At 40.6% G+C, this 21724-nt stretch carries 16 protein-coding genes; 2 read left to right on the top strand and 14 right to left on the bottom strand.

Annotated elements, in window-relative coordinates; translation table 11 throughout:
* Nucleotides 1-6: 6 nt before the first annotated feature.
* A complete protein-coding gene (locus BM398_RS03580; protein WP_207648068.1) occupies nt 7-1215 on the bottom strand; it encodes an aminotransferase class I/II-fold pyridoxal phosphate-dependent enzyme in 1209 nt (402 codons plus the stop codon).
* Between the two features lie 2 nt (nt 1216-1217).
* Complete coding sequence (locus BM398_RS03575) at nt 1218-3881, bottom strand: beta-ketoacyl synthase N-terminal-like domain-containing protein (RefSeq protein ID WP_092336444.1); 2664 nt, start codon at nt 3879-3881, stop codon at nt 1218-1220.
* 102 nt (nt 3882-3983) lie between these two features.
* Between BM398_RS03575 and BM398_RS03570 the strand changes: the two genes are divergently transcribed.
* Together BM398_RS03570 and BM398_RS03565 are read left to right on the top strand one after the other, a co-directional pair.
* Nucleotides 3984-4655 carry a nitroreductase family protein gene (locus BM398_RS03570; RefSeq protein ID WP_092336443.1) on the top strand — a complete coding sequence of 224 codons (672 nt, stop codon included), beginning with the start codon at nt 3984-3986 and terminating at the stop codon, nt 4653-4655.
* 47 nt (nt 4656-4702) lie between these two features.
* Nucleotides 4703-5353: a TetR/AcrR family transcriptional regulator gene (locus BM398_RS03565; protein ID WP_092336442.1), complete on the top strand. Its 651-nt coding sequence runs from the start codon at nt 4703-4705 to the stop codon at nt 5351-5353.
* 84 nt (nt 5354-5437) lie between these two features.
* On the opposite strand, the gene BM398_RS03560 is transcribed toward BM398_RS03565, so the two are convergent.
* The 12 genes from BM398_RS03560 to scfB all read right to left on the bottom strand — a co-directional run bounded on the left by BM398_RS03560 (nt 5438) and on the right by scfB (nt 21693).
* The gene (locus BM398_RS03560; RefSeq protein ID WP_092336441.1) at nt 5438-6136 is read right to left on the bottom strand and encodes a 4'-phosphopantetheinyl transferase family protein; all 699 of its coding nucleotides are present in this window, start codon (nt 6134-6136) and stop codon (nt 5438-5440) included.
* A 6-nt stretch (nt 6137-6142) separates the two neighbouring features.
* Nucleotides 6143-7879 carry an FtsX-like permease family protein gene (locus BM398_RS03555; RefSeq protein WP_175531822.1) on the bottom strand — a complete coding sequence of 579 codons (1737 nt, stop codon included), beginning with the start codon at nt 7877-7879 and terminating at the stop codon, nt 6143-6145.
* Nucleotides 7880-7884: 5 nt separating this feature from the next.
* Nucleotides 7885-8607: an ABC transporter ATP-binding protein gene (locus BM398_RS03550; RefSeq protein ID WP_092336439.1), complete on the bottom strand. Its 723-nt coding sequence runs from the start codon at nt 8605-8607 to the stop codon at nt 7885-7887.
* A 27-nt stretch (nt 8608-8634) separates the two neighbouring features.
* Entirely contained in the window at nt 8635-9372 is a 738-nt protein-coding gene (locus tag BM398_RS03545; RefSeq protein WP_092336438.1) for a TraX family protein, read from the bottom strand.
* A 165-nt stretch (nt 9373-9537) separates the two neighbouring features.
* On the bottom strand, nt 9538-10254 hold the full coding sequence (locus BM398_RS03540; protein WP_242949752.1) for a zinc metallopeptidase: 717 nt from the start codon (nt 10252-10254) through the stop codon (nt 9538-9540).
* 73 nt (nt 10255-10327) lie between these two features.
* The gene (gene fmt / locus BM398_RS03535; protein ID WP_092336437.1) at nt 10328-11293 is read right to left on the bottom strand and encodes a methionyl-tRNA formyltransferase; all 966 of its coding nucleotides are present in this window, start codon (nt 11291-11293) and stop codon (nt 10328-10330) included.
* Between the two features lie 2 nt (nt 11294-11295).
* A complete protein-coding gene (gene def / locus BM398_RS03530; protein WP_092336436.1) occupies nt 11296-11790 on the bottom strand; it encodes a peptide deformylase in 495 nt (164 codons plus the stop codon).
* A gap of 113 nt (nt 11791-11903) precedes the next feature.
* A complete protein-coding gene (priA, locus tag BM398_RS03525) occupies nt 11904-14162 on the bottom strand; it encodes a replication restart helicase PriA (RefSeq protein WP_175531821.1) in 2259 nt (752 codons plus the stop codon).
* Between the two features lie 64 nt (nt 14163-14226).
* Complete coding sequence (locus tag BM398_RS03520; RefSeq protein ID WP_092336435.1) at nt 14227-15711, bottom strand: UDP-N-acetylmuramoyl-L-alanyl-D-glutamate--2,6-diaminopimelate ligase; 1485 nt, start codon at nt 15709-15711, stop codon at nt 14227-14229.
* A 243-nt stretch (nt 15712-15954) separates the two neighbouring features.
* Nucleotides 15955-17778 carry a single-stranded-DNA-specific exonuclease RecJ gene (recJ, locus tag BM398_RS03515; RefSeq protein WP_092336434.1) on the bottom strand — a complete coding sequence of 608 codons (1824 nt, stop codon included), beginning with the start codon at nt 17776-17778 and terminating at the stop codon, nt 15955-15957.
* 167 nt (nt 17779-17945) lie between these two features.
* Nucleotides 17946-20237 (bottom strand): protein translocase subunit SecD, encoded by a 2292-nt coding sequence (gene secD, locus BM398_RS03510; protein ID WP_092336433.1) that lies wholly within the window; start codon nt 20235-20237, stop codon nt 17946-17948.
* Nucleotides 20238-20262: 25 nt separating this feature from the next.
* Nucleotides 20263-21693 (bottom strand): thioether cross-link-forming SCIFF peptide maturase, encoded by a 1431-nt coding sequence (gene scfB, locus BM398_RS03505; protein ID WP_092336432.1) that lies wholly within the window; start codon nt 21691-21693, stop codon nt 20263-20265.
* Between the last annotated feature and the right edge of the window lie 31 nt (nt 21694-21724).

The raw sequence follows: 21724 nt of genomic DNA, 5'->3' as shown, positions 1-21724 counted from the left end.
ATTAAATCATTTGATTATCTCAAATTCTTTTCCTACTTTATAAAGTTCATCCAATGCTCTATCCAACTGGCTTTTCTCCAAAGATGCCGTTATTGTTGCTCTAAGTCTGCTCATATTATGCGGTACAGCCGGGAAAACAGCTGTAGCAATATATACACCTCTGTTGAATAGTTCTTTTGTCATCTGCATGTTTTTGATATCATCTCCAATGAAAATCGGGACGATAGGTGACATACTCTGCAATGTATCAAATCCCATTTCTTTGAGCCTTCTACGGAAATAAATTGTATTCTCCCATAATTTTTCAGCTCTCCATGTTTCTTTTTCCATTACATCAAAAGCCTTGATTATACCGGCTGCCACTGCAGGCGGTATGCTGGCATTAAACATATAAGGATGTGCATTATGCCTAATGTAAAGACAAGTATCCGCATCAGAAGCAATACATCCTCCCACACCTGCCAATGATTTACTGAAGGTTGTCATCTTAAGATGTACTTTTTCTTCCACACCGAAGTGTTCACTTGCCCCACGTCCTGTCTTTCCGACAAAACCAAGCGAATGTGCTTCATCTACAAAAACCGATGCATTGTACTTCTCTGCAAGCTCAGTGATTTTATCCAAAGGAGCAATATCACCATCCATCGAATAAACACCGTCAACTACTATGAGTTTCTTTTTGACATCTGAATTATTCTTGAGAATATACTCAAGTTTTTCCATATTGTTATGTTCAAAAATCCTAACTTGGCCATTGCTCATGGTTATTCCATCCACAATGCTCATATGATTAAGCGAATCTGTTATGATCATGCCCTTTCCGTCATCAACCATCGCAGATAATCCCGCAACATTCGCAAGATATCCCGCACTTACAATAACTGCATCCTCTGTTCTGAAATATTCCGCACATCTTCTCTCAAGTTCTTTGTGCAATTTCGTTGTTCCGTTATGCAGTCTCGCACCACATGTTCCACTTCCATAAATATCAACCGCGTCTTTTATAGCTTTTTTAATTTCCGGATGTGTAGCAAGTCCAAGATAATTATTTGATGTCAACATAACAACATCTTTACTTTCACATACAGCTTCTCCGTCCTGAGCGCTTTCAAAAGCCGGCCCAAAAAGATATAGTCCCTGTGCAATACCATATTTAATCTGCTCGAGTCTTGTGCTAATATCTTCAGCAAAACCACTCCCCATCATAGCTCTCATTATCAAATTCCTCCCCCGATACTTTTGATCAATAGTTTTTTCTTATTTTCTAACTCTTCTAAAGAGTTATACGTAATAACCAGTTTGAATCTTGACCTGTTTGTACTAAATTCTTTATGATCGATCATATTGTTTAAAAGTTCCTGCTTCGTATCCGCAGCATAATAAGATATATTTCCAATTTCGATAGTCTTTTTTTCCTCTGCTGCAAAATGCTCATCTCTACCACATAGCGGATATGAATATGTTTCTCCAAACATATTCGTGGATTCAATCACTTCAGGCTTACTATCCGTTCTTATATTGGATACCTTATCAAGAAGCTTAAATGCACCATCTGCTCCAAAATAAAATGGTTTATTTGTAAAATCACATTTCTGTGCATTTACAGAATGCTTAATTCCGGATATCTTTGCATATATATTGTCATCAGGAGCAATATCTTCTACTCTCTTTATGGCAAAGAACGCTGCACCCTCTGCCGGAATAGAACCTGCGCATCCCATCTTTTCAAGGTTTGCAAATGTCTCAGGTAACATATTTCCATGGACTCCGCCTACTATGATAAGATTGTTTTCTTTCTTATTAAGCGAAGCAAGCCCTTGATAAAGTGCCGCTTCAAAAGATGCAATATCCTTGTCATAAACAGCATTGCTACCTGAAAAATCATAGAAATTCGATATACGTCCCGCTATGATATTGTCCATATATCCGGGAAGTGTATCCTCCTTAACCTTGATCAGATATGAATGTATCTTCTCTGTTATTGTTTTTTTGATATCTTGCAAAGATACTCCCATATCTTTTTCACAATCATCAAGTGCATCAAGATATTCAACATGCCTTACTCTCAGATCGGTTTTCAATGCCGAAGATAATCCCATCATAGTTCCTACATATACTCCGGTCTTATCTCCATCAATCTTATCTTTCCCATAATCCTCAATAGCCTCTCCGGCTGCAACAAGAGCATATTGCTGACTTATATCTATCTCATCAAGAATCTTGGGTGGTACCTTGTACTTCATAAATGGGAATTTAAAATCAGATATAAGATAGCCTTTCATATCTTCATATAATCCTTTTGCTTCCTCAGGATAAAACTTGCTTATGCTTGTCTTGGAATAATCTGCTTTTTGAGTAATCTTATCTTTCCACTCCTTATAGTTGTTTCCTTTATGATCCAAACATCCGATTCCGACTATTGCATATTCACCGTCATGAAGTGCTTCTTTCTGCTCTTTAACTAGATTTTTATGATAATCCGGAATATATTCCTCGAGAAATACATTGGCATTTATTCCCCCAAAGCCAAATGCATTTAACATCGCTCTTCTTGGAGTATGATCATTTCTACGTTTCCAATATTGCTGTTTGGTATTTACATATAAATTCCCCAAATCGACTTCCTGAGGTGGTCTGTTGTAATTGTGTGTAGGAGGTATGATCTCATGTTTCATTGCTTCAAGAATTTTAACCATGTTCGCCATGCCGGCAGCAGAAAACGCATGTCCAATCTGTGATTTCACAGAGCCTATCGGCACCTTACGATTACTGTCTCCTTCACTCTTAAAGAACTGCTTTATCGTTTCTATCTCAACCTTATCCCCCACCTTTGTTCCGGTAGCATGCGTCTCAATATAATCAACATCTTCGCCTTTAAGACCTGAAACAGCGATTGATTTCTTCATCGCCTTAAGCTGGCCTCGTGAACTTGGAGCATATATAGATTGTCCTTTTCCGTCGCTTGCAACTCCGGTTCCTCTGATAACTCCTAATATCCTATTTCCATCCTCAATGGCACATTTAAGATCTTTAAGGATAATTGTCCCGGCTCCCTCTCCGGGGATAAGTCCGCCCGCTCTTTCATCCAACGGGAATGATGATGTCTCGGATAAGCCTCCAATCTTGGCAAATCCGATATTTCCCGTAACAACCATGTTTCCAAGAACTGCAGAAGTAACGCACATTTTTTCGGGGCCATACTGTATGCTCTTTATAGCCTCATCAATAACCAGTCCACTTCCTGAACATGCACCGTCTACGATACAACCATGTCCATTTATCTTTAGCAGATTTTTCAATCTGTACAAAAGCGATGAAGGTATAAGGTTTTCATTATCTGCTTCTTCAAATCGTCCTGAAAACTTTTCTTCAAACAATTCAAGGAGTTGCTTTTTCTTTTCAATTTCCAGGTTTTTGTACTCATCGGAAGCTTCTATATACTTTTCAATTTCTTTCACTCTGTTCTTCAACATATTGTCAGGAACATCAGCATCCCCCAGCATGTTTCCGACAAAAAAATTAGCATCAGATAAATCTTTTAACTCCAGCCCCGATTGGCGTATTGCTTGAATAATTGTATCCAGAGTCATCTTCTGTGTTTTATTTAACCCTGTAAGATCATCTTTTAAAAAACCAAGTTCCAATGCATTATCCATTGGAAACTCATAATCTGAAACAACTCCCCCTTTCTTGCAATACGTCTTGTCTTCAACATGCTTATCCTCGTTGAAGTATAGATCCTCTTTCCAATACTTTTTGCTAACATCTTCTATTCCGTTAGCACCGCTTAATACATTTCCCCAAAATGCATCTGCGTCCTTTCCCCCTCCTGGGAAGACACAGCCATAGCCTATTACGGCTATTGGTTTAAACTGTTCCATTGCTTTTCTTCCTCCAAAAATGATTATGTTGACAGTGTCAATATTGCTATAGTATACTCGCTATGTTGTCACTGTCAATATCTTTTTTTAGGAGGAAAATTTATGATAAACCAAACAGAATTACAAGAAGCACTGTATAATCGTCACAAAGTAACCAAATATAAGTCACAAAAAATATCTGAAAAAACACTGGAAAAATTGAATTCATTTATATCAGAAATCAATTCCGAATCAGATTTGAATTTTTCTATCAACATAAATGATTCAATGTGTATGGGCTTTTTCTTCAAACATTTTGCATCAAAAAACGCATGTAACTATGTTGTACTGACAGGCGATAGCGACAATCTTGAAGAAAAAGTGGGTTATTATGGCATGAAATTCATGCTTTATGCGCAATCTTTGGGGCTTAACACATGGTGGATCTCTGATACATATAACAAGAAATACATCTCCGAAAAATACCCCAATAAACATATTGTTGGTATAATTGTTTTTGGATATGGGATGAACAATGGTACTCCTCATAAATCCAAAACCATGTCAGAAGTAAGTAGCTACACAGGCAATACTCCCGAATGGTTCAAAAACGGTGTAAGCGCCTGCTTACAAGCACCTACTGCAATGAATAAACAAGCTTTTTTTGTCAAGGGAAACAAAAATAAGATTGTACTGGAATGCAGCAGTAACAAAAAATACTGTAAAATTGACAAAGGAATTCTCAAATACAGCTTTGAGCTGGGCGCCGGAATAGGTGAGTATTCCTTTGAATAGAAAACAAAGAAAGGAAAAAGTGATCAGAATAGATCAAAGGTTTTCATATGCCAGATTCATACCACCACGGAAATCTAAAGAACGATCTGATTGAGCGCGGCAAAGAACTGATACTCCAAAACGGTATACACGATTTTTCTCTTAGAAAACTTGCTGCCGAATGTAATGTTAGTTACGCAGCACCAAAAAATCATTTCAAGGATAAAGATGAGCTGATTGAAGCTATTATAAATGAAATCTCTGAAGAATTCACAGAACATCTTCGCTCAATATACTCAGCTCATAAAGATGATAACAATCTGCTTGTTTTACTAGGGGAAGGATATGTCGAATTTTTCATAAATCGCCCTAATTATTTAAGTCTTTTTTTTCATGAATTCGCAATACAAGAAAAAATAAAAATGAAAGATGATGGTAGCATTGAAAGCAATTTTATGCCATTCACCTTCTTTATGGACATTGCAACAAAGTTTCTTTTAGATCATGGAGTAACAAATGAAATAAATGAATGTATTCTATCGATGTGGTCATTGGTACATGGCATTTCATCAATATATACTTACTCATTTTTTACATATAACGGCGACATCCTGGAATTGACAAAAAAAATCCTCAATCAATATGTTGTAGCTAATTTTCAACGTTCTCCCTTGTCACGTTCCGGAGACAGCAAAATAAAAGAAAAAATCGACAGATAGTGATTGGGCTCATAATTGTTTATTTAAAAAGTGCGTATCTTGTTTTATCTATAACAAAATACGCACTTTGTTCTTTTTTCGTATTCAATGCAGCTTACTATAACCTGCAATTTCTTCGTAAGATACTACCGTATATTCATCCGGAATCCCGGTCTCTTTTGAGCAAACGCATAGGCTGTAATCCCCGGCAAATTCATATCTCATAAAATGATACTCACCGGATTCTTCACCATTTTCACACAGCTTGTACTCTCCGTCTTTTTTTACGATTCCAAACTCATCAAGAGGCTTGGACAGCCCCATGCCGATGCACTTTATGTAAGACTCTTTAAGGCTCCACATGTCGTAGAAGAGTTTTTGTTTTTCATCATTCGAATCCGAAGCTCTTTTAAGCGCATCTTTTTCTTCCTTAGAAAAGAATCTGTCCGCTATATCAAGTCCGCCGCTCTTGTGTTCCTGAACATCGATTCCTACAGGACTGCTGCCTACCGCGCATACAACATAGTTACCGGAATGTGAGATATTAAAATGAACACCGCTCTTTCCTATCACGTGTGGCTTTCCGTACTTATTTTTTTCAAACCTTATCTCGTCCTTCTGAATGCCAAACGCCTCGCCTATCGCATATTCAGATAAAAGAATCCCTGCGAGAGCTCTCTTTTTGTCCTCAATGAAATGAAATCTCATTATCCTGTCTTTATGCTCAGGCTCGACCTTAGACAGCGAGTTCTCAAATTCTTCATCGCTTAATTCATTTAATGCATTTATTACATAAACCTGCATAGGTAATCACCACTCAGACAAGTACTCCGCTTGCTTTTCTCCTTCGATTATCTTCTTTATCTTTCTTGTAAAAACTGCTCTTACAAGGAAACAGATTATGTTTAATATAACAAACATATAGACAATCGTAAAACCTGAAACTTGAAACGGCATATAATCACCGGTTGCAAAGGACGTATTTATCTGTATTTTTCTCGCCGCATATATGCATATCGGAATCGATAGGAAAAAGATTATATTCGATACGATAAGGTACGGATCAAGAAGTATACTGTTTATCTTCTTATTGTCATATCCAAGCAGGTCAAAAATCAGGATGCTCTCTGTGTTTCCTGACAGTCCTATAAATATCGCAAGGAAAATGAGAAGGCATCCGGTCGCCACGCCGATGCTCTGATTTATTATCGCGCTAGCTTTATTGGAAGTCTGATCTCTTGAAAGCGCCTCCATCTTGTCTTCATAAAGAGTACTTGCGCCCTCATCCAATGAAGCTTTTGACAAAGTGCCGTTATATACTGCATTATCAACATCCATTAACGCAGCAAGTTTTTCTTTTGAAACGTACATGCTTTTTATTCCGGCGTTTCTCGCAATACTCGTTGTTTCGAGCTCTACTGCCCTTCCGTCTATCTCAATGTTTAATTTATCGCCGACCTTGATTCCGTAGTTCTCAGCAAGCTCGGGATTAAGTACAACTCCCTGTTCGTTTGAAATATCGATTTTATTATGCTTTTTATCATACAGGCTAAAGAGCCCGTTATCGCTGTCGATACCTATAATGTTGTAGGATATCTTTTCGCCGTTATGATTTATTTCCGCGTTGAGTTTGAGGTAATATGCCAAATTGTCAGTGTTATCTGATGAAGTAACCTCTGTCGCTTCGGACTCGATTGTTTTCATCTCATCATACTCAGTAATGTAGCTGTATTCTCTTCCTTCGCGCTGCGATCCCATAATCTCTCTGCTGCTAAGAAGCAGGGAAACACTCAGAACAAACATGATTCCAAACGTAACAATCGCAGTGATAAGAAGCAACAACTCACTTATATTCTTCAAAGTAAGCTTGTACTTATATCCGCCTTTCAGCTTGAAAAAGCCGATGACCTTCTCAACAAATCCGGGCTTTGCGGCTGAGCTGTCAGCTTTTTTCATAAGTAGCGCAACTTCCTTGTTGGCCGATAGCATATATGCTATAACTGTCACGATATATATATACGCTCCCCAAGCAAATGGATAAATGAATGACGAAAAGCTTATCCCCTTTGAAATAGAATCTACCATGTATGTCTGCTTATATGCGGACATAAGTATGCTTGAACCAAAATAGCCGGTAATAATCCCTATCAAAGCCGTAATCCAAGATACTACAGAAAATAAAGTAGAAGTCTGTAGTGCTATGCTCAAAGTTGTATATCCAAGTGACTGCAAAAGTCCCATTTTTGCCTGATTTTTCTTTATGGTATTTGTCAAAAAAAGAAATAATATCAAAAGAAAAACTGTGAGCATCGCCGTTGTCATATTGCGAATCAGAGTTTCATTGATCTCCAGCGCGTTAATAAACTTGAGCTCGTTCTCGGCAAGAGCCGCTTGATCAAGCTTTCTGTATATCTTTAAATTTTTATCAGCAGAAAAATGAACAAAATAATGCAGAAAGGATGTACCTATCAAAAACAAAGACAGAATTGCCATCATTGTCTTTTTGGCAAGAAAATCTTTTTTAATATGCTTGTAAAGTAATTTCATTGTACTCAAATCCCCCATGCCATTGCGTCAGGCTCAATGATCTCGTCGTTCATATAATCGTTTATGATATTTCCGTCTTCGAGCACAAGCACCCTGTCGGCTGTTTTTGCGATTTCTCTGTTATGTGTGGTAAAAAATATCGTGGTTCCGAATTTCTTTTTTATCTCATGAAGGAGCTTAACGATATTGATACTGTTGTCCTTATCAAGCGCTCCCGTTGCCTCATCGCAGAACAAGATCTCAGGATTTTTTGCGACAGCTCTTGCAATGCAAACTCTTTGCTGCTCGCCTCCCGAAAGCTTAAAAGGATACTCGTCAAGATACTTATCTATTCCAAGAAGTGCGCACAGCTCCTCGAGATCCTTCATATCCGTCTTGTCTTTTTCATAACTATTTCTTTTCTCCGCTCCAAGGAAAATATTCTCCCTGACAGTAAGATTCGGAAGAAGCATATAGTGCTGGAAAACAAAGCCTATCTTGTCTCTTCTGAGATTTGCGATTTCTCCTTTTGAATAGCGCGTAATGCTTTTTCCGTTGTATAGAACTTCACCCTTTGTCGGAGTAAGTATTGTTGAAAGTACATTAAGAAGCGTCGATTTTCCCGATCCGCTATGTCCCAATATTGCGATAAAATGGCCTTTTTCGATTGAAAGGCTCACCTCATTAAGTACATTTCTTTCATCGAACTTTTTGCTTATTGATTTTGCTTCAAGAATTATATTTCCCATGACTGTCTCCTCTTTTCTTGCTAATATCTAGAACTGCAAAATGCAAACATCTCCATACATTAACATACGAATAATTCCGATAATTATCAGATGCGCCGGATAGTAAATGTAGAAAAACCACTTAAGCCATCGCACCTTCCCTCGCTCTCCGTTGTAACACTTCATAACGGGATAAACGATTATAACAAATAATTCCAGTATTCCATGAATCTTGCTGACAAAAAGGAATGAAACAACAGCATACAGAAGCACCCACGCCATCATAGCTGCGGTCTGCTTCTTTAAATTGCCTCTGTTTCTGTAAATCCCGATAATTGAAAGAACCGCGATACAGCTCCAATCCGCAGGAAATGCAGACCATATCAAAACAAATATAAAAATATGTTTGATTGTTTTGTTCATAGCATCGTTATCCTGCAGCCACAGAACAACAACCGCGATAAACAGCGGATACATGACACTTGTCTGATTGAAGATTCCCGTTTTGAACGGAACATAACTCATTCCGAACGCGAAACAATATGCAAAATGCGAAACAAGCGCAAATATACCAAGTCGCGACATATAGTTCTTTAAATTATGAGTATAATGGTATCCTTCCGCCACAAAGAACCACATGATAGGCGCCGTGAGCCTGCCTATAACGTGAAGAATAAACGGCATCGGTAACGCCGGAAATGAAGGATAAAAAAGATCTGTTGCATGATCTACGGTCATTGCGATTATCGCAAGTAACTTCAGGTGGTTCGAATTAAGTCGTTTCATGACGTCTTCACCGCTCCTGTTTTATATTTCTTCAACAACAACACAAAATATATTTTAGCAGGGTAACGTGATGAATTGCAACTTTTAAATCATCTTTCAAATTTTCTATTCAAAAAAGAGTGCTATCTCGCACTAAGATAACACTCTCAAACATTTGAACTATTTTCAATTTCTCCTTCTGCCGTTCAAGAGAACAAGTCTAAGAAGCTGTACTACTGCTGCCGCTGCACTTGCAACATATGTCATTGCAGCAGCCGAAAGAACTTTTCTTGAATCCTTAACTTCCTCGTAGCCGAGAATTCCGTACTCTTCAAGCATTACAAGCGCTCTGTGAGAAGCATCAAACTCTACCGGAAGTGTTACAAGCTGGAACAAAACCGCCAGTGAGAAAATCCAAATTCCCAAAGTAATAAGCGGTGAAAGACTTACCAGCATACCAAGGAAAATAAGCGGAATTCCTGCTTTTGAACCGATATTGGCAGCAGGAACTATTGCCGTCCTTATCTTAAGAGGTACATAGCCGTAATAATGCTGACAAACATGACCGCACTCATGCGCCGCAACTCCTATCGCCGCAACACTGCTCGAATTGTATGTCGCATCCGAAAGACGGATAACTTTTGCCTTTGGATCATAATGATCCGTGAGATTACCGCTAACGTGCTGGATCATAACATCTGTGATCCCGTTTCTTCTAAGGATCTCAGCCGCAACCTGTGCACCTGTCATGTTAGACATACTGCGAATTCTCTCATATTTTTTATAAACAGATGAAACCCTGTGGCTTGCGACAATGCACAAAATACCCATTATTATCACAAGAATATACATCGGATCAAATCCGTATCCATACATCACTCTGCTTCCATAACCGTAACCCATATAATTCACCTCCGATTCCGGTATATTACTTAATTCATGATTTATCACATCAGCGTACTATCCGCATGTGTAATTATCCAAGCTTAGTTCCGATTTCTACCTTGTTTCCAAGTAAAAAATCTTTCACAAGCATTCTCTTTTTGCCTTCAAGCTGAACTTCTTTTAAAACCAAAGTTCCTTTTCCGGTTGCCACGCCAATGGTATCTTTAGTAACAAAAGAAACCGATCCGGCTGCAGCGTTCTTCAAAACTTCCGCATTTCCCGCAATTTCTTTTGCATTCTTATCATCAACAGCATCGGCCACCCAAATCTTAAGCATCTTACCGTCAAGACGGGTAAATGCACTGGGCCAGGGATTAAGGCCTCTTACAAGATTCCTTATATCCACCGCGCTCTTATTAAAATCTATTTTTCCCATGTTCTTGGAGAGTTTCCCACACTTCGTCGCAAGCTCTTCATCCTGCGGAACAGGTGTAAGCTCGCCTCGCTCTATCTTGGGAAGTGCCTCTACAATAAGCTCTGCACCAAGCTCTGACAACTTATCAAACAGACCGCCGCCTGTCTCATTGTCATCTATAGGTATTTCTCTCTGAAGAAGTATATCTCCGGTATCCATACCTGCTGCCATCTGCATTATCGTAACGCCGGTTGTCTTCTCTCCGTCGATAATTGCCTGCTGAATAGGCGCCGCGCCCCTGTACTTCGGAAGAAGTGACGCATGGATATTTACACATCCAAACTTCGGAATATCAAGGATTTCCTGAGAAAGAATCTGTCCAAACGCCGCAACAACGTATATGTCAGCCTCGTAGTTTTTTAAATAATCAACATTCTCGGGAAGCTTTATTCTTTCAGGCTGAAACACAGGAAAACCATGTTTCAGAGCACATGCCTTAACATCCGAAACCTGAAGTTCGCCGCTTCTGCCCTTTGGCTTATCGGGCTGTGTAACAACCAGAGTTATCTCATGCCCCGCTTCTGCTATTTTTTCCAAAGCGCTCGCCGCAAAATCAGGCGTACCCATAAAAATTATTTTCATATTTACGCATCCTCATTTTCAGCCATGAGATCTTCGTTATCTACAAGCTCGCCCTCAACTTTTTCAACATACATATGTCCGTCAAGGTGATCGTTTTCGTGAAGAATCGCTCTGGCCATGAGCTCTTCGCCTTCTATAATAAACTCTTCGCCTTCAAGATTGATTGCTTTAGCTTTTACATAATTAGGTCTTGTTACGATTCCTGATTTTCCGGGAAGTGAAAGACATCCTTCATATCCGGTCTGCTCTCCGCTTGTCTCAAGTATCTCAGGATTGATAAATACTATCGGTGAATCACCCTCAGGAGATACATCTATAACAAATACTCTTTTAAGTATTCCAACCTGCGGAGCAGCAAGTCCGACACCGTTTGCCTCATACATGGTGTCGATCATGTCCTGCACAAGTTCTTTTATCCTGGGCGTGATCTCTTTTACTTCTTTGCAACGGCTCTCAAGTACATTGTCGCCGTATTCTCTTATAGTTCTAAGTGCCATTTCGGTCTCCTTTAATTCTACTGCTTTTAAAACATCAATATATTACATTCTTGCTTATTATAAAACGCTCCCACGCTATTATCAAATCATTTTATATACTGCAATAGCACCGATCAGAACCCATTTACCGGATCAAAATCAAACTGAACCGATATAGTCTTAAGCCTGCCGGAATCCTGCAGGTCTTTTATGTATTTCTCAAGTACATCTTTTAGGAGAATCAGGCCGTCATAGTCATCAAGCTTAACGTACACAGCAATTCTGTACACATCGTTGATCCTGCCGATCGTAGCAAGCGCCGGCCCGATAAATACAGCATTTTGAATATGCTGTTGCTCCATAAGAGCTCGTAGCCTGTTTGAAAATGCCATTCCCTCTTCTTCATCCCTACTCTGGATCTGAACTGACATCATATGAGAGATTGGAGGATATCTCAAGATGTCCCTATATGCGATTTCTTCAGCATAGAAGGCATCGTAATCCTGCTTTGCCGCCGTCTGAATGCTGTAGTGGTCGGGCTGATAGCTCTGAATAACTACGTTTCCTGCCCTGTCTCCTCTTCCTGCTCTTCCTGCGGCCTGCGTAAGAAGCTGGAAAGTCCTCTCACTTGCTCTGTAATCCGAAGCATAGAGCGACATATCCGCGGCAAGCACACCTACAAGCGTAACATTGGGAAAATCGTGTCCTTTGACTATCATCTGCGTTCCCACGAGAACATCCGCTTCCTTATTTGCGAATGCGGACAAAATCTTCTCATAACTTCCTTTTGTCCTCGTTGTATCCGCGTCCATTCGAAGAACTCTGGCATCAGGCCAGAACTTTTTGACCTCGTCCTCAATCTGCTGTGTTCCTGCCCTAAACGAAGACACGAACTTTGATCCGCACTTGGGACATATCTTCTTTACAGGCTCCTCATATCCGCAGTAATGGCAGACAAGCCTGCCTCCCCTGTGCTCCGACAAAGACACATCGCAGTGAGGACATTTAAACACATGACCACAAGACCTGCAGGAAACAAATCCCGCAAGCCCTCGCCTGTTGATAAAGAGCATCGCCTGCTCACCCTTTTTAATTCTGTCATCCAGAAGTTCCTGCAATCTCAGGGAAAAAATAGATCTATTACCTTTTCTGAGTTCTTCCCTAAGATCCGCTATCTCAACGGTAGGAAGCGTTCCTCCCGTAAGTCTCTTAGTTAGTTCAAAAAGCTTGTTCTCTCCACTTTTTGCTTTGTAATATGCTTCAAGAGAAGGTGTTGCACTTCCGAGCACCACACAGGCGCCGTCCGGAACGAGCCTTGCAAGCTCTATCGCGGTCTCTCTTGCATGATATTTGGGCATCGTCTCACTCTTATAGGTAGTCTCATGCTCCTCGTCGATTATGATGATTCCCGTATTGGGGAACGGGGTAAAAAGAGCCGATCTGGGACCTATTATTATATCTATATCCCCTGTTCTTGCTCTCTCCATCTGATCGAATTTTTCCCCCGGAGACATAGAGGAATTTACCACAGATACCCTGTCTCCAAAATGCCTGTAAAAGCGCATAAGTGTCTGATATGTAAGTGCTATCTCAGGAATAAGGACTATCGCCTGTTTTCCCTTTTTTACAATCTCATCTATGAGCGCTATATAAACTTCAGTCTTTCCGCTTCCGGTTATGCCGTGAATCAGGTATGTCTTTCGTTTACCCTCATCGTAATCTCTTATAACACTGTCAACAATGTTCTGCTGTTCGTCGCTTAGAGTCTTTTTCCCATACCTTGTGGTTTCTGCGGCAACAGGATTTCTATAGTATTCTTCACTGTCTATCCTGATGATTCCTTTATCCGAAAGACTCTTTAATGTTGCAGAAGTGACATTCAGCTTACTTGTCACAAGTTCATAAGGGATCCTGTCTTCGGGATTATCGAGAAGTTCCCTTATGATTCTCTCCCTTGCCGTCTGCTTCTTCCTTACACATTCGTAGTAATACTCGGTCGCATCACGCTGGGATATTCTAAGCGAAACATATTTGTGAACCTGCCTGTTCTGCTTTTTTCCCGAAGGAATAACCGTACGGAGAGCTGCATTCATGGTTGAACCGTAATGTCTTTTCATCCAGGCCGCAAGCTTCATTGAAAGGTCTTCAGCCGAAACGGTATCTCCGGCTATATCAATGATTTCTTTTATCCTGTCCACTTCCCACTGAGGCTCGTCGGTAAGTTCGACAACATAGCCTTTCCTGACATTGTTGCCTCGCCCGAAAGGAATGTTCACCGGACTTCCGACATCTACCTTGCCAATAAGCCTGTCCGGAATGCGGTACTGAAAGGGCCTGTCAACCTTCTCATGCGATATGTCTACTATTACATTAGCGTATATTAACTCGGCCACAGCCCCTCCTTCATGCGGTATACCATACTCTGTAAATAAATTAGTCCAGTGAATTAAACTAATTTTATTTCTCGTCCAATATCTCCTGAATTAATTCTCTTTCATCCATGTGATATTTTACACCTTTTATTTCCTGATAATCCTCATGACCTTTTCCGGCAAGAACAATGATATCTCCCTTCTCGCCGTTCTCGATAACGTAGCGGATTGCTTCTTTTCTGTCGGTTATCTTGATATATTTGCCATCAGTCTTCTTCATACCTGTCTCGATGTCATCGATTATGGCTTCAGGCTCTTCAAATCTCGGGTTATCAGATGTAATAACTGTGAAGTCTGCATACTTTCCACTTACTTCACCCATCTCAAAGCGTCTGTATCTGCTTCTGTTTCCGCCGCATCCAAAGAGGCAGATAAGTCTGTTAGGATGATAATCCTTGAGCGTTGTCAAAAGGCTCTTGAGCGCCATTGCATTGTGCGCGTAATCTATCATAAGAGTAAAGTCATCGGAAACCTTTACCATCTCAATTCTTCCTTTTACCTTGGCCTCTTTGAGAGCAGGTGCGATTTCCTCAGGTGTGCAATCAAAATGTCTTGCAACAGCGATAGCGCAAAGTGCGTTATAAACGCTGAACTTACCGGGCGTTCTTATCTCGGCGTGCATGTTTATAAGTCCGTCTGTGTCAAAGAAAACGCCAAGCTGACCCGGCTTATGGATATATGCAAGATTTATCGCTCTTATATCCGCACCCTCAGAGAATCCGTATGTCTCAACTTCGCAGGTATGTCCTTCAAGAATATCATCTGTATGCACATCATCGGCATTGCAGATACCTACTTTACACTGTTTGAACAAAAGACCTTTGCAATGCATATAGTCTTCAAAATCCTTGTGCTCGTTAGGTCCGATATGATCCGGTTCAATATTTGTAAAGATACCCATATCAAAAACAAAGCCCTGACTTCTGTGAAGCATAAGTCCCTGTGATGAAACTTCCATAACAACGCTGTCGCAGCCTGCTTCTACCATCTTTGACATATAATACTGAAGCATATATGACTCAGGTGTAGTATTCTCGGCATGAATATGCTCATCACCGATGATAACTTCGATTGTTCCGATAAGCCCTACCTTGTGGCCTGCGTTCTGAAGCATATCCCTTATAAGATATGTTGTTGTTGTCTTTCCCTTTGTTCCTGTTATTCCTATTGTCTTAAGCTTCTTTGCGGGATGTCCGAAGTAAGCCGCAGAAATAAATGCCATCGCATATCTTGTATCTTCCACATGAACAACAGGCATTTCGCATCCTTCGGGAAGTTCTATATCATGGCAGACAACGATAGCTCCGGCCTTTTTCTCGGAAGCCTCTGTCGCACAGGAATGTCCGTCAAAATTTGCTCCCTGAATACATAAGAATAAAGAACCTTCCACGATCTTTCTGTTGTCATTTACCACATCTTTAATCTCTACAGACGCGGGATCAACGGTCTTATCTGTGTTTCCGGCAGTTACAGTAAATGTAAGTCCCTCTAATAATTCACTTAAAAGCATATTCAATCCTCCGTTTACTTTTATTAAAATTATCTTCAAAATAAGAAAGTTTAATTATCGAATTTAGCTCAAAAAGATTAATTCTAATTTTTTATATTTTCGACACAATTTGTTCATAATTTTAGTATATGATTAATAACATAGAAGTGAGTTGTTAATTCAACTCGCTATCTCCCCCTCATAAGAAACCGCAAACACACGCTTCGCGTGTGTTTTTGTGGTTTATGCGGAACTTTAGGGAAATTATGTGAAGTCATTCATAATTATCTGAATACTTTCCCTACCCTGATACGTATTTATATCAGGCTGGTACGCGATACTGACTTTCATACTTCCGTCTGTCGCACCGCTGTACAGATTTTCCACATTATTCTCACCATATTTCTCTCTGAGGAAATTATGCCATCTTTCCATATCACCAAAGAACAACATGTCATATAACTTACCGCCTTCATCGGTGACTCTGTATTTACCGCAATTTTTATTCTTGCCCATTATACGTCCCGATAAAAGAGATACGTCTCTTTGCGCAAATAAAGGCTTTGAATTGCCGGTTCCAAACGGCTCCAATATGGAAAACTCTTTTACAAGATCCATATCAATATACTTAAGCGGCATGACCATATCAAGATGTAATACGGGAACGAAGTCCTCTTCGGTAAGGTTGCAATTCTCATTAAGCTTCGTTCTGAGAATCTCTATATTCTCTTCGGGAAGAGAAAGCCCGGCCGCCATCTTGTGGCCTCCAAACTTGGTAAAAAGCTCCTTGCATCGGGATAATTCCTCGTACATATCGTAACTTTCGATAGAACGTCCGGATCCCTTCGCACCTCCATCTGCCGCCTTTGTGAGGACTATTGTGGGTCTGTAATACTTTTCCTTTATCTTACCTGCAATAATTCCCGCAATCGACTCATGAACCTCAGGAAGGTACAGAACGATCACCTTGGGCATTCCGCCCTTTTCGATTTCCTGCTCAACAAACGTAACCGCCTCGTCAACTCCGTTTTTGGTCATATCCTTTCTGCTGTCGTTAAGACTCTTTAAATCCCCTGCAATCTTGGCTGCCTCAGCGGCATCCTCCTCAAGAAAAAGAGAAAGCGCCCTTGTTGCAAGATCAAGTCTTCCCGTTGCGTTAAGGCAAGGTCCTATAACGAATCCGTAATTGTATCCCGTCATGTGATATGCATCAAGACCGTTTACGTCTATAAGAGCTTTTAAGCCCTTATTATCCGTCTTAGGAATGCGTTTAAGTGATTCCCTTACAATTACCCTATTCTCGTCCTTAAGCTCCATTACATCGCATACAGTGGCAATACCTGCAAAGATAAGCTTCTGGAAAAAGAATTCCTCTCTCTCCGCCTCTGAAGGCCCTGCTTCTTTGTTAAGCTCTGACATTGCTTCAAGGAACTTATACGCAACCACGGCTCCGCAGATTTCTTTAAAAGGATACTCTCCTTCAGATCTCTTTGGATCTATCACGGCGTCAGCCGGAGGAAGTATCTCCTTTTTATTTTCATCATCACCCATCTCAAAAGGTACTTCGTGATGATCTGTAACCACAACAGTCATTCCCTTTTTCTTTGCGTGCTCGATCTGCTCCGCCGCTGCGATTCCGTTGTCACAGGTAATTATGGTATCAATTCCCGCTTCATAAGCCTCATCAACAAGTTTGACGCTCAGACCGTAGCCATCTTTTATCCTGTCGGGAAGGACACAGTCAACATCAGCTCCAAAGAGTTTCAAGCCGGATACCAGTATGTATGAAGAGCATATTCCGTCAACATCGTAGTCGCCGATAACTCTTATACTTTTATTATCCCCGATCTTATCAAGGATAATCTTTGCTCCTTTTTCCATATCCTTCATCAGAAAAGGATTGTGAAGAAAAGAAATATCTCCGCTTATGTAGGTCTTAACAGCTTCTTCGCTGCACTGAATACTCTCTTTTGTCCTGTCCGTGATAAGCCTGTTGGCTATCAGTCTTGCGGTTATGTTTTTTATGGAGAATTCGCGGGCCAGCCCGTCAAAATCCGCCTTCTTATTTGCTATCATCCATTTTGCCATATCAAACTCCGTATATATATATTAAAAAAGGCTTATAAGTTGGTAATAAATGCTGTGCGGAAATAAACACAAGCTTCGTTGTGCTTGAGTGCTCTACACAAAAGAAAGCCGCCTTGGGTGTAAAAACTACACCAAAGACGGCGCCCTTATTTATTATACATCAGCAATTAGTTTTTAGCTGCTTTTTTGACCTTTGTCTTAAGATCATACCATACAGGTGATGCGATGCAGATTGAAGAATATGTACCACAGATCACACCAACCATAAGAGGAAGTGCAAATGCCTTAATATCAGCAACACCAAAGATATAAAGAGCAAGTACAGTGAAGAATGTTGTCAAAGATGTAAACAAGCTTCGTGTGATTGTCTGAGAAACACTCTTATTAACAAGCTCTCCCAGCTCTTTCTTATTGGTTGCATTGTGCTGGTTCTCACGGATACGGTCGAATGTAACGATTGTATCGTTGATTGAATAACCGATGATTGTAAGAATTACAGCAATGAATGTTGTTCCGACAGCATATCTTGAAATTGCATAAGCAACAACAACGATAAGCGCATCGTGTGCAAGTGCGATAATAGCAGCTGCACCGAACTTAATATCCTTAAATCTGATCCAGATGTAGATAAGCATAAGTACAAGAGCAACAATAAGTGACTCAGCAGCACCTACTCTCATCTCACCGCTGATGGTTGAGCTGATTGTCTCGGCAGCGATGTTGTCATTGCTTACACCATACTTCTCTTCCATCATCTTATCAAATGCTTCTCTCTGATCTACAGTAAGTGTTCCTGTCTTAAATACGATCTGATTTGTTCCTTCTACAGCCTGAGGAAGAACTTCCTTAGCACCTGTAACTTCTTTGATCTGAGGAACAATTTCAGACTCTACAGTAGCAAAATCATAAGCCTTATCAAATGTTACATTTGTAGATGTACCACCTACGAAATCAAGGCTGTAATTGAATGCTCCCTTTCCCTGTGAAGCATTAACTGCCATAAATACTACACCAACTGCAACAACTGCGGCAGATATAGCATAGAATATCTTTCTCTTGTCTACGAAAGGCTTTGTTGAAACTGCCTTAGCCTTGCCATAGAATACAGGATTCTGAATACCAAGTCCGAAGAAGATTGAAGTAATTGCTCTTGTAACAACAAGTGCTGTGAACATTGAAAGGATGATACCAAGGATAAGTGTCTCGGCAAATCCCTTGATTGAACCTGTTCCTCCGACTCTAAGAACTATGGCAATAATAAGTGTTGTAATATTTCCGTCGAGGATTGATGAAAGAGCCTTGTTATAACCGTTCTTTCTTGCATCATCGACAGCTTTTCCGGCTGCAATCTCTTCTCTTATTCTCGCAAACACAAGAACGTTCGCATCAACCGCCATACCGATTGAAAGAATAATACCTGCGATTCCGGGAAGTGTAAGTGTCATCTCGAATGCTGAAAGCAGGAATACGATAAGTCCGCAGTAGAATCCGAGAGCAAGTGTAGCTGAAAGACCGAGTATTCTGAAGAATACGATCATAAATACAGCAATAAGAGCAAATCCAACAGCTGCTGCGATCAAACTTGTTCTGATAGCGTTTGAACCAAGCTGTGCTCCGACAACGTTTGAACGAAGTTCCTTAAGATCGAGCTTAAGAGCACCAAGTCTGATATTTGTTGCAACTCTGTCAGCTTCTTCAAATGTAAATCCACCGCTGATAACGCTCTTACCGTCAAGGATCTCAGCCTTAACAGAAGGAACACTTATAAATCTTCCATCATAGTAGATTGCGATGGTATCCTGATTGTTATTAAATGCTTTCTTTGTAGCCTCTGCGAAAGCCTGTCCGCCTTCCTTGGTAAACTCAAGTGATACTACGGGCTCCTGCTTACCATACTCGTCATTCTGGCCTACAACCTGTGCAGATGCAACATCTTCACCTTTAAGAACGATAGATCCGTCTGCCTCAAGCTCTTCAATTGTCTTATTGAGCTGATATCCGGGTGTAACGCCTTCCTCGAGCTGCATATTTCCATCAGCATCGGTAGTAAAACCACTGTGATATGAGTAGTTCTCATTGCCGTCTTTATCAAGATGGCTGATAAAGAAAAGTGTACCGGGCTGACCAAGCTCTGAAAGAATCTTATTGGCATCGGAAACACCGGGAATCTCGATATTGATTCTGTTGCTTCCCTCCTGATAAACCTGAGACTCTGTGCTATACTGATCAACACGCTGCTGAAGCTTGAAGATTGTATCATTCATATCTTCCTTGCTGGGATTCTCTTCACCAACAACTTCATAAGTGATGCTGACACCACCTGCGAGGTCAAGTCCAAGGTCAATACTTGACAATGATCCGGATTTGTCTGCGCCCAATCCGTATGCTGCTGAGTAACCAATTCCAACTAAAAGAGCAAGCATAAGAATCAGAGCAGGAATCCATTTTAACTTTTTCATTATTCATTCCTCCCATGAATTTTTCTTATTCGGCCAATGCCGCTTTAATCATAATCGCACACTCTATGCGCTTTCTCTGGAGCTCACATCCGTGCTTGTATGTTGCATTGATGTCTCCATTGAAATTGTATGCGTTAGCAGCGCAACCACCGCTGCAATAATATCTTGCAAAGCATTTCTGACATTCGGGTCTTGAATAAACATTGCTCTTCTTGAACATGTCCCTTATGTCGGGTCTGGTTATTCCATCGAAGACATTACCCATGATAAAGTCTTCATTTCCAACAAACTGATGGCAGGGATATAAATCTCCCCAAGGTGTTACACCAAGGTACTCACATCCCGATCCGCAACCTGACAATCTCTTGGCAACACACGGGCCACCCTCAAGATCTATGTTGAAGTGGAAGAAATTAAAGCCTTTTCCTTCCTTGTGCTTCTCTATATAATACTTGGCAAGCTTGTCATACTCTTCGCAGATGATCGGAATATCCTCATCCTTAAATGCATACCAGTCTTCAGGCGAAGCAACTACAGGCTCTACGGATATCTGCTTAAATCCAAGCTCTGCAAGATGCTTAACATCTTCCGAGAAGTCAAGATTGGCATGAGTAAATGTTCCTCGAACGAAGTATCTGAGCTGGTGACGGCTCTCCGCAACCTTCTGATACTTTGGAACAATGTCATCATAGCAACCCTGTCCGCCAGCTCTGGGACGCATGGAGTCATTGACTTCCTTTCGTCCGTCGATGGAAAGGACTATATTGCCCATCTCCTTATTAACAAACTTAAGTATCTCATCATTTAAAAGAGTTCCGTTTGTCGTAAGCGTAAAACGGAAATTCTTGTCATATTCTTTTTCAATTGAGCGACCGTACTCAACGAGCTTCTTGACAACTTCCCAGTTCATAAGGGGTTCGCCGCCAAAAAAATCGACCTCGAGGTTCTTTCTTCCGCCTGAATTCTTTACAAGGAAATCAAGCGCAGCCTTTCCGACCTCTTCGCTCATAAGTGCTCTTCTACCGTGATACTCACCTTCATCCGCAAAGCAGTATTTGCATCTCAAATTGCAGTCGTGAGCAACATTCAGGCAAAGTGCCTTAACAACGGTTTCTCTGTTCTGAAAATCCTCCACATATCCTTCATACACATCATCCGTAAAAAGAACCTGTGCCGCTCTCAGTTCAAGAATCTCTTCGATTCCCTCTTTTATATCCTCGGTTGAATATTTAGATGCCAGATCTGTTTTTGCCAGGACACCTTTATACAACCTGTCAAGTTCGCCCGTAATAACCGTAGTCTGACCTTCGGGTGCCGCTGCGGTACCGTATGTTCTCTTAAGCTTATCCTCAATGATCTTGACAAGGTCAAAAACTACATCGTCAACAACATGTACCGATCCGCTATTAACATCCAGAACAATATTATACCCATTGTTCTTATATGCGTGAATCATAATATCTCCTGTAACCTACATACGGCGGGCA

This window comes from Butyrivibrio sp. M55 (assembly GCF_900116865.1).
In the GTDB taxonomy this organism is placed as follows: Bacteria; Bacillota; Clostridia; order Lachnospirales; family Lachnospiraceae; genus Butyrivibrio.
The sequence above is the reverse complement of the archived record's forward strand: the minus strand, read 5'-3'. Positions and strand labels throughout refer to the sequence as shown.

Excerpts from the sequence above, each read along its gene's own strand:
- BM398_RS03555 (WP_175531822.1), bottom strand. The coding sequence starts at position 7,879 with ATGAAATTACTTTACAAGCATATTAAAAAAGATTTTCTTGCCAAAAAG.
- fmt (WP_092336437.1), bottom strand. The coding sequence starts at position 11,293 with ATGAAAATAATTTTTATGGGTACGCCTGATTTTGCGGCGAGCGCTTTG.
- BM398_RS03575 (WP_092336444.1), bottom strand. The coding sequence starts at position 3,881 with ATGGAACAGTTTAAACCAATAGCCGTAATAGGCTATGGCTGTGTCTTC.
- BM398_RS03570 (WP_092336443.1), top strand. The coding sequence starts at position 3,984 with ATGATAAACCAAACAGAATTACAAGAAGCACTGTATAATCGTCACAAA.
- BM398_RS03550 (WP_092336439.1), bottom strand. The coding sequence starts at position 8,607 with ATGGGAAATATAATTCTTGAAGCAAAATCAATAAGCAAAAAGTTCGAT.
- def (WP_092336436.1), bottom strand. The coding sequence starts at position 11,790 with ATGGCACTTAGAACTATAAGAGAATACGGCGACAATGTACTTGAGAGC.
- scfB (WP_092336432.1), bottom strand. The coding sequence starts at position 21,693 with ATGATTCACGCATATAAGAACAATGGGTATAATATTGTTCTGGATGTT.
- BM398_RS03565 (WP_092336442.1), top strand. The coding sequence starts at position 4,703 with ATGCCAGATTCATACCACCACGGAAATCTAAAGAACGATCTGATTGAG.
- BM398_RS03545 (WP_092336438.1), bottom strand. The coding sequence starts at position 9,372 with ATGAAACGACTTAATTCGAACCACCTGAAGTTACTTGCGATAATCGCA.
- BM398_RS03580 (WP_207648068.1), bottom strand. The coding sequence starts at position 1,215 with ATGAGAGCTATGATGGGGAGTGGTTTTGCTGAAGATATTAGCACAAGA.
- recJ (WP_092336434.1), bottom strand. The coding sequence starts at position 17,778 with ATGGCAAAATGGATGATAGCAAATAAGAAGGCGGATTTTGACGGGCTG.
- secD (WP_092336433.1), bottom strand. The coding sequence starts at position 20,237 with ATGAAAAAGTTAAAATGGATTCCTGCTCTGATTCTTATGCTTGCTCTT.
- BM398_RS03560 (WP_092336441.1), bottom strand. The coding sequence starts at position 6,136 with ATGCAGGTTTATGTAATAAATGCATTAAATGAATTAAGCGATGAAGAA.
- BM398_RS03520 (WP_092336435.1), bottom strand. The coding sequence starts at position 15,711 with ATGCTTTTAAGTGAATTATTAGAGGGACTTACATTTACTGTAACTGCC.
- BM398_RS03540 (WP_242949752.1), bottom strand. The coding sequence starts at position 10,254 with ATGGGTTACGGTTATGGAAGCAGAGTGATGTATGGATACGGATTTGAT.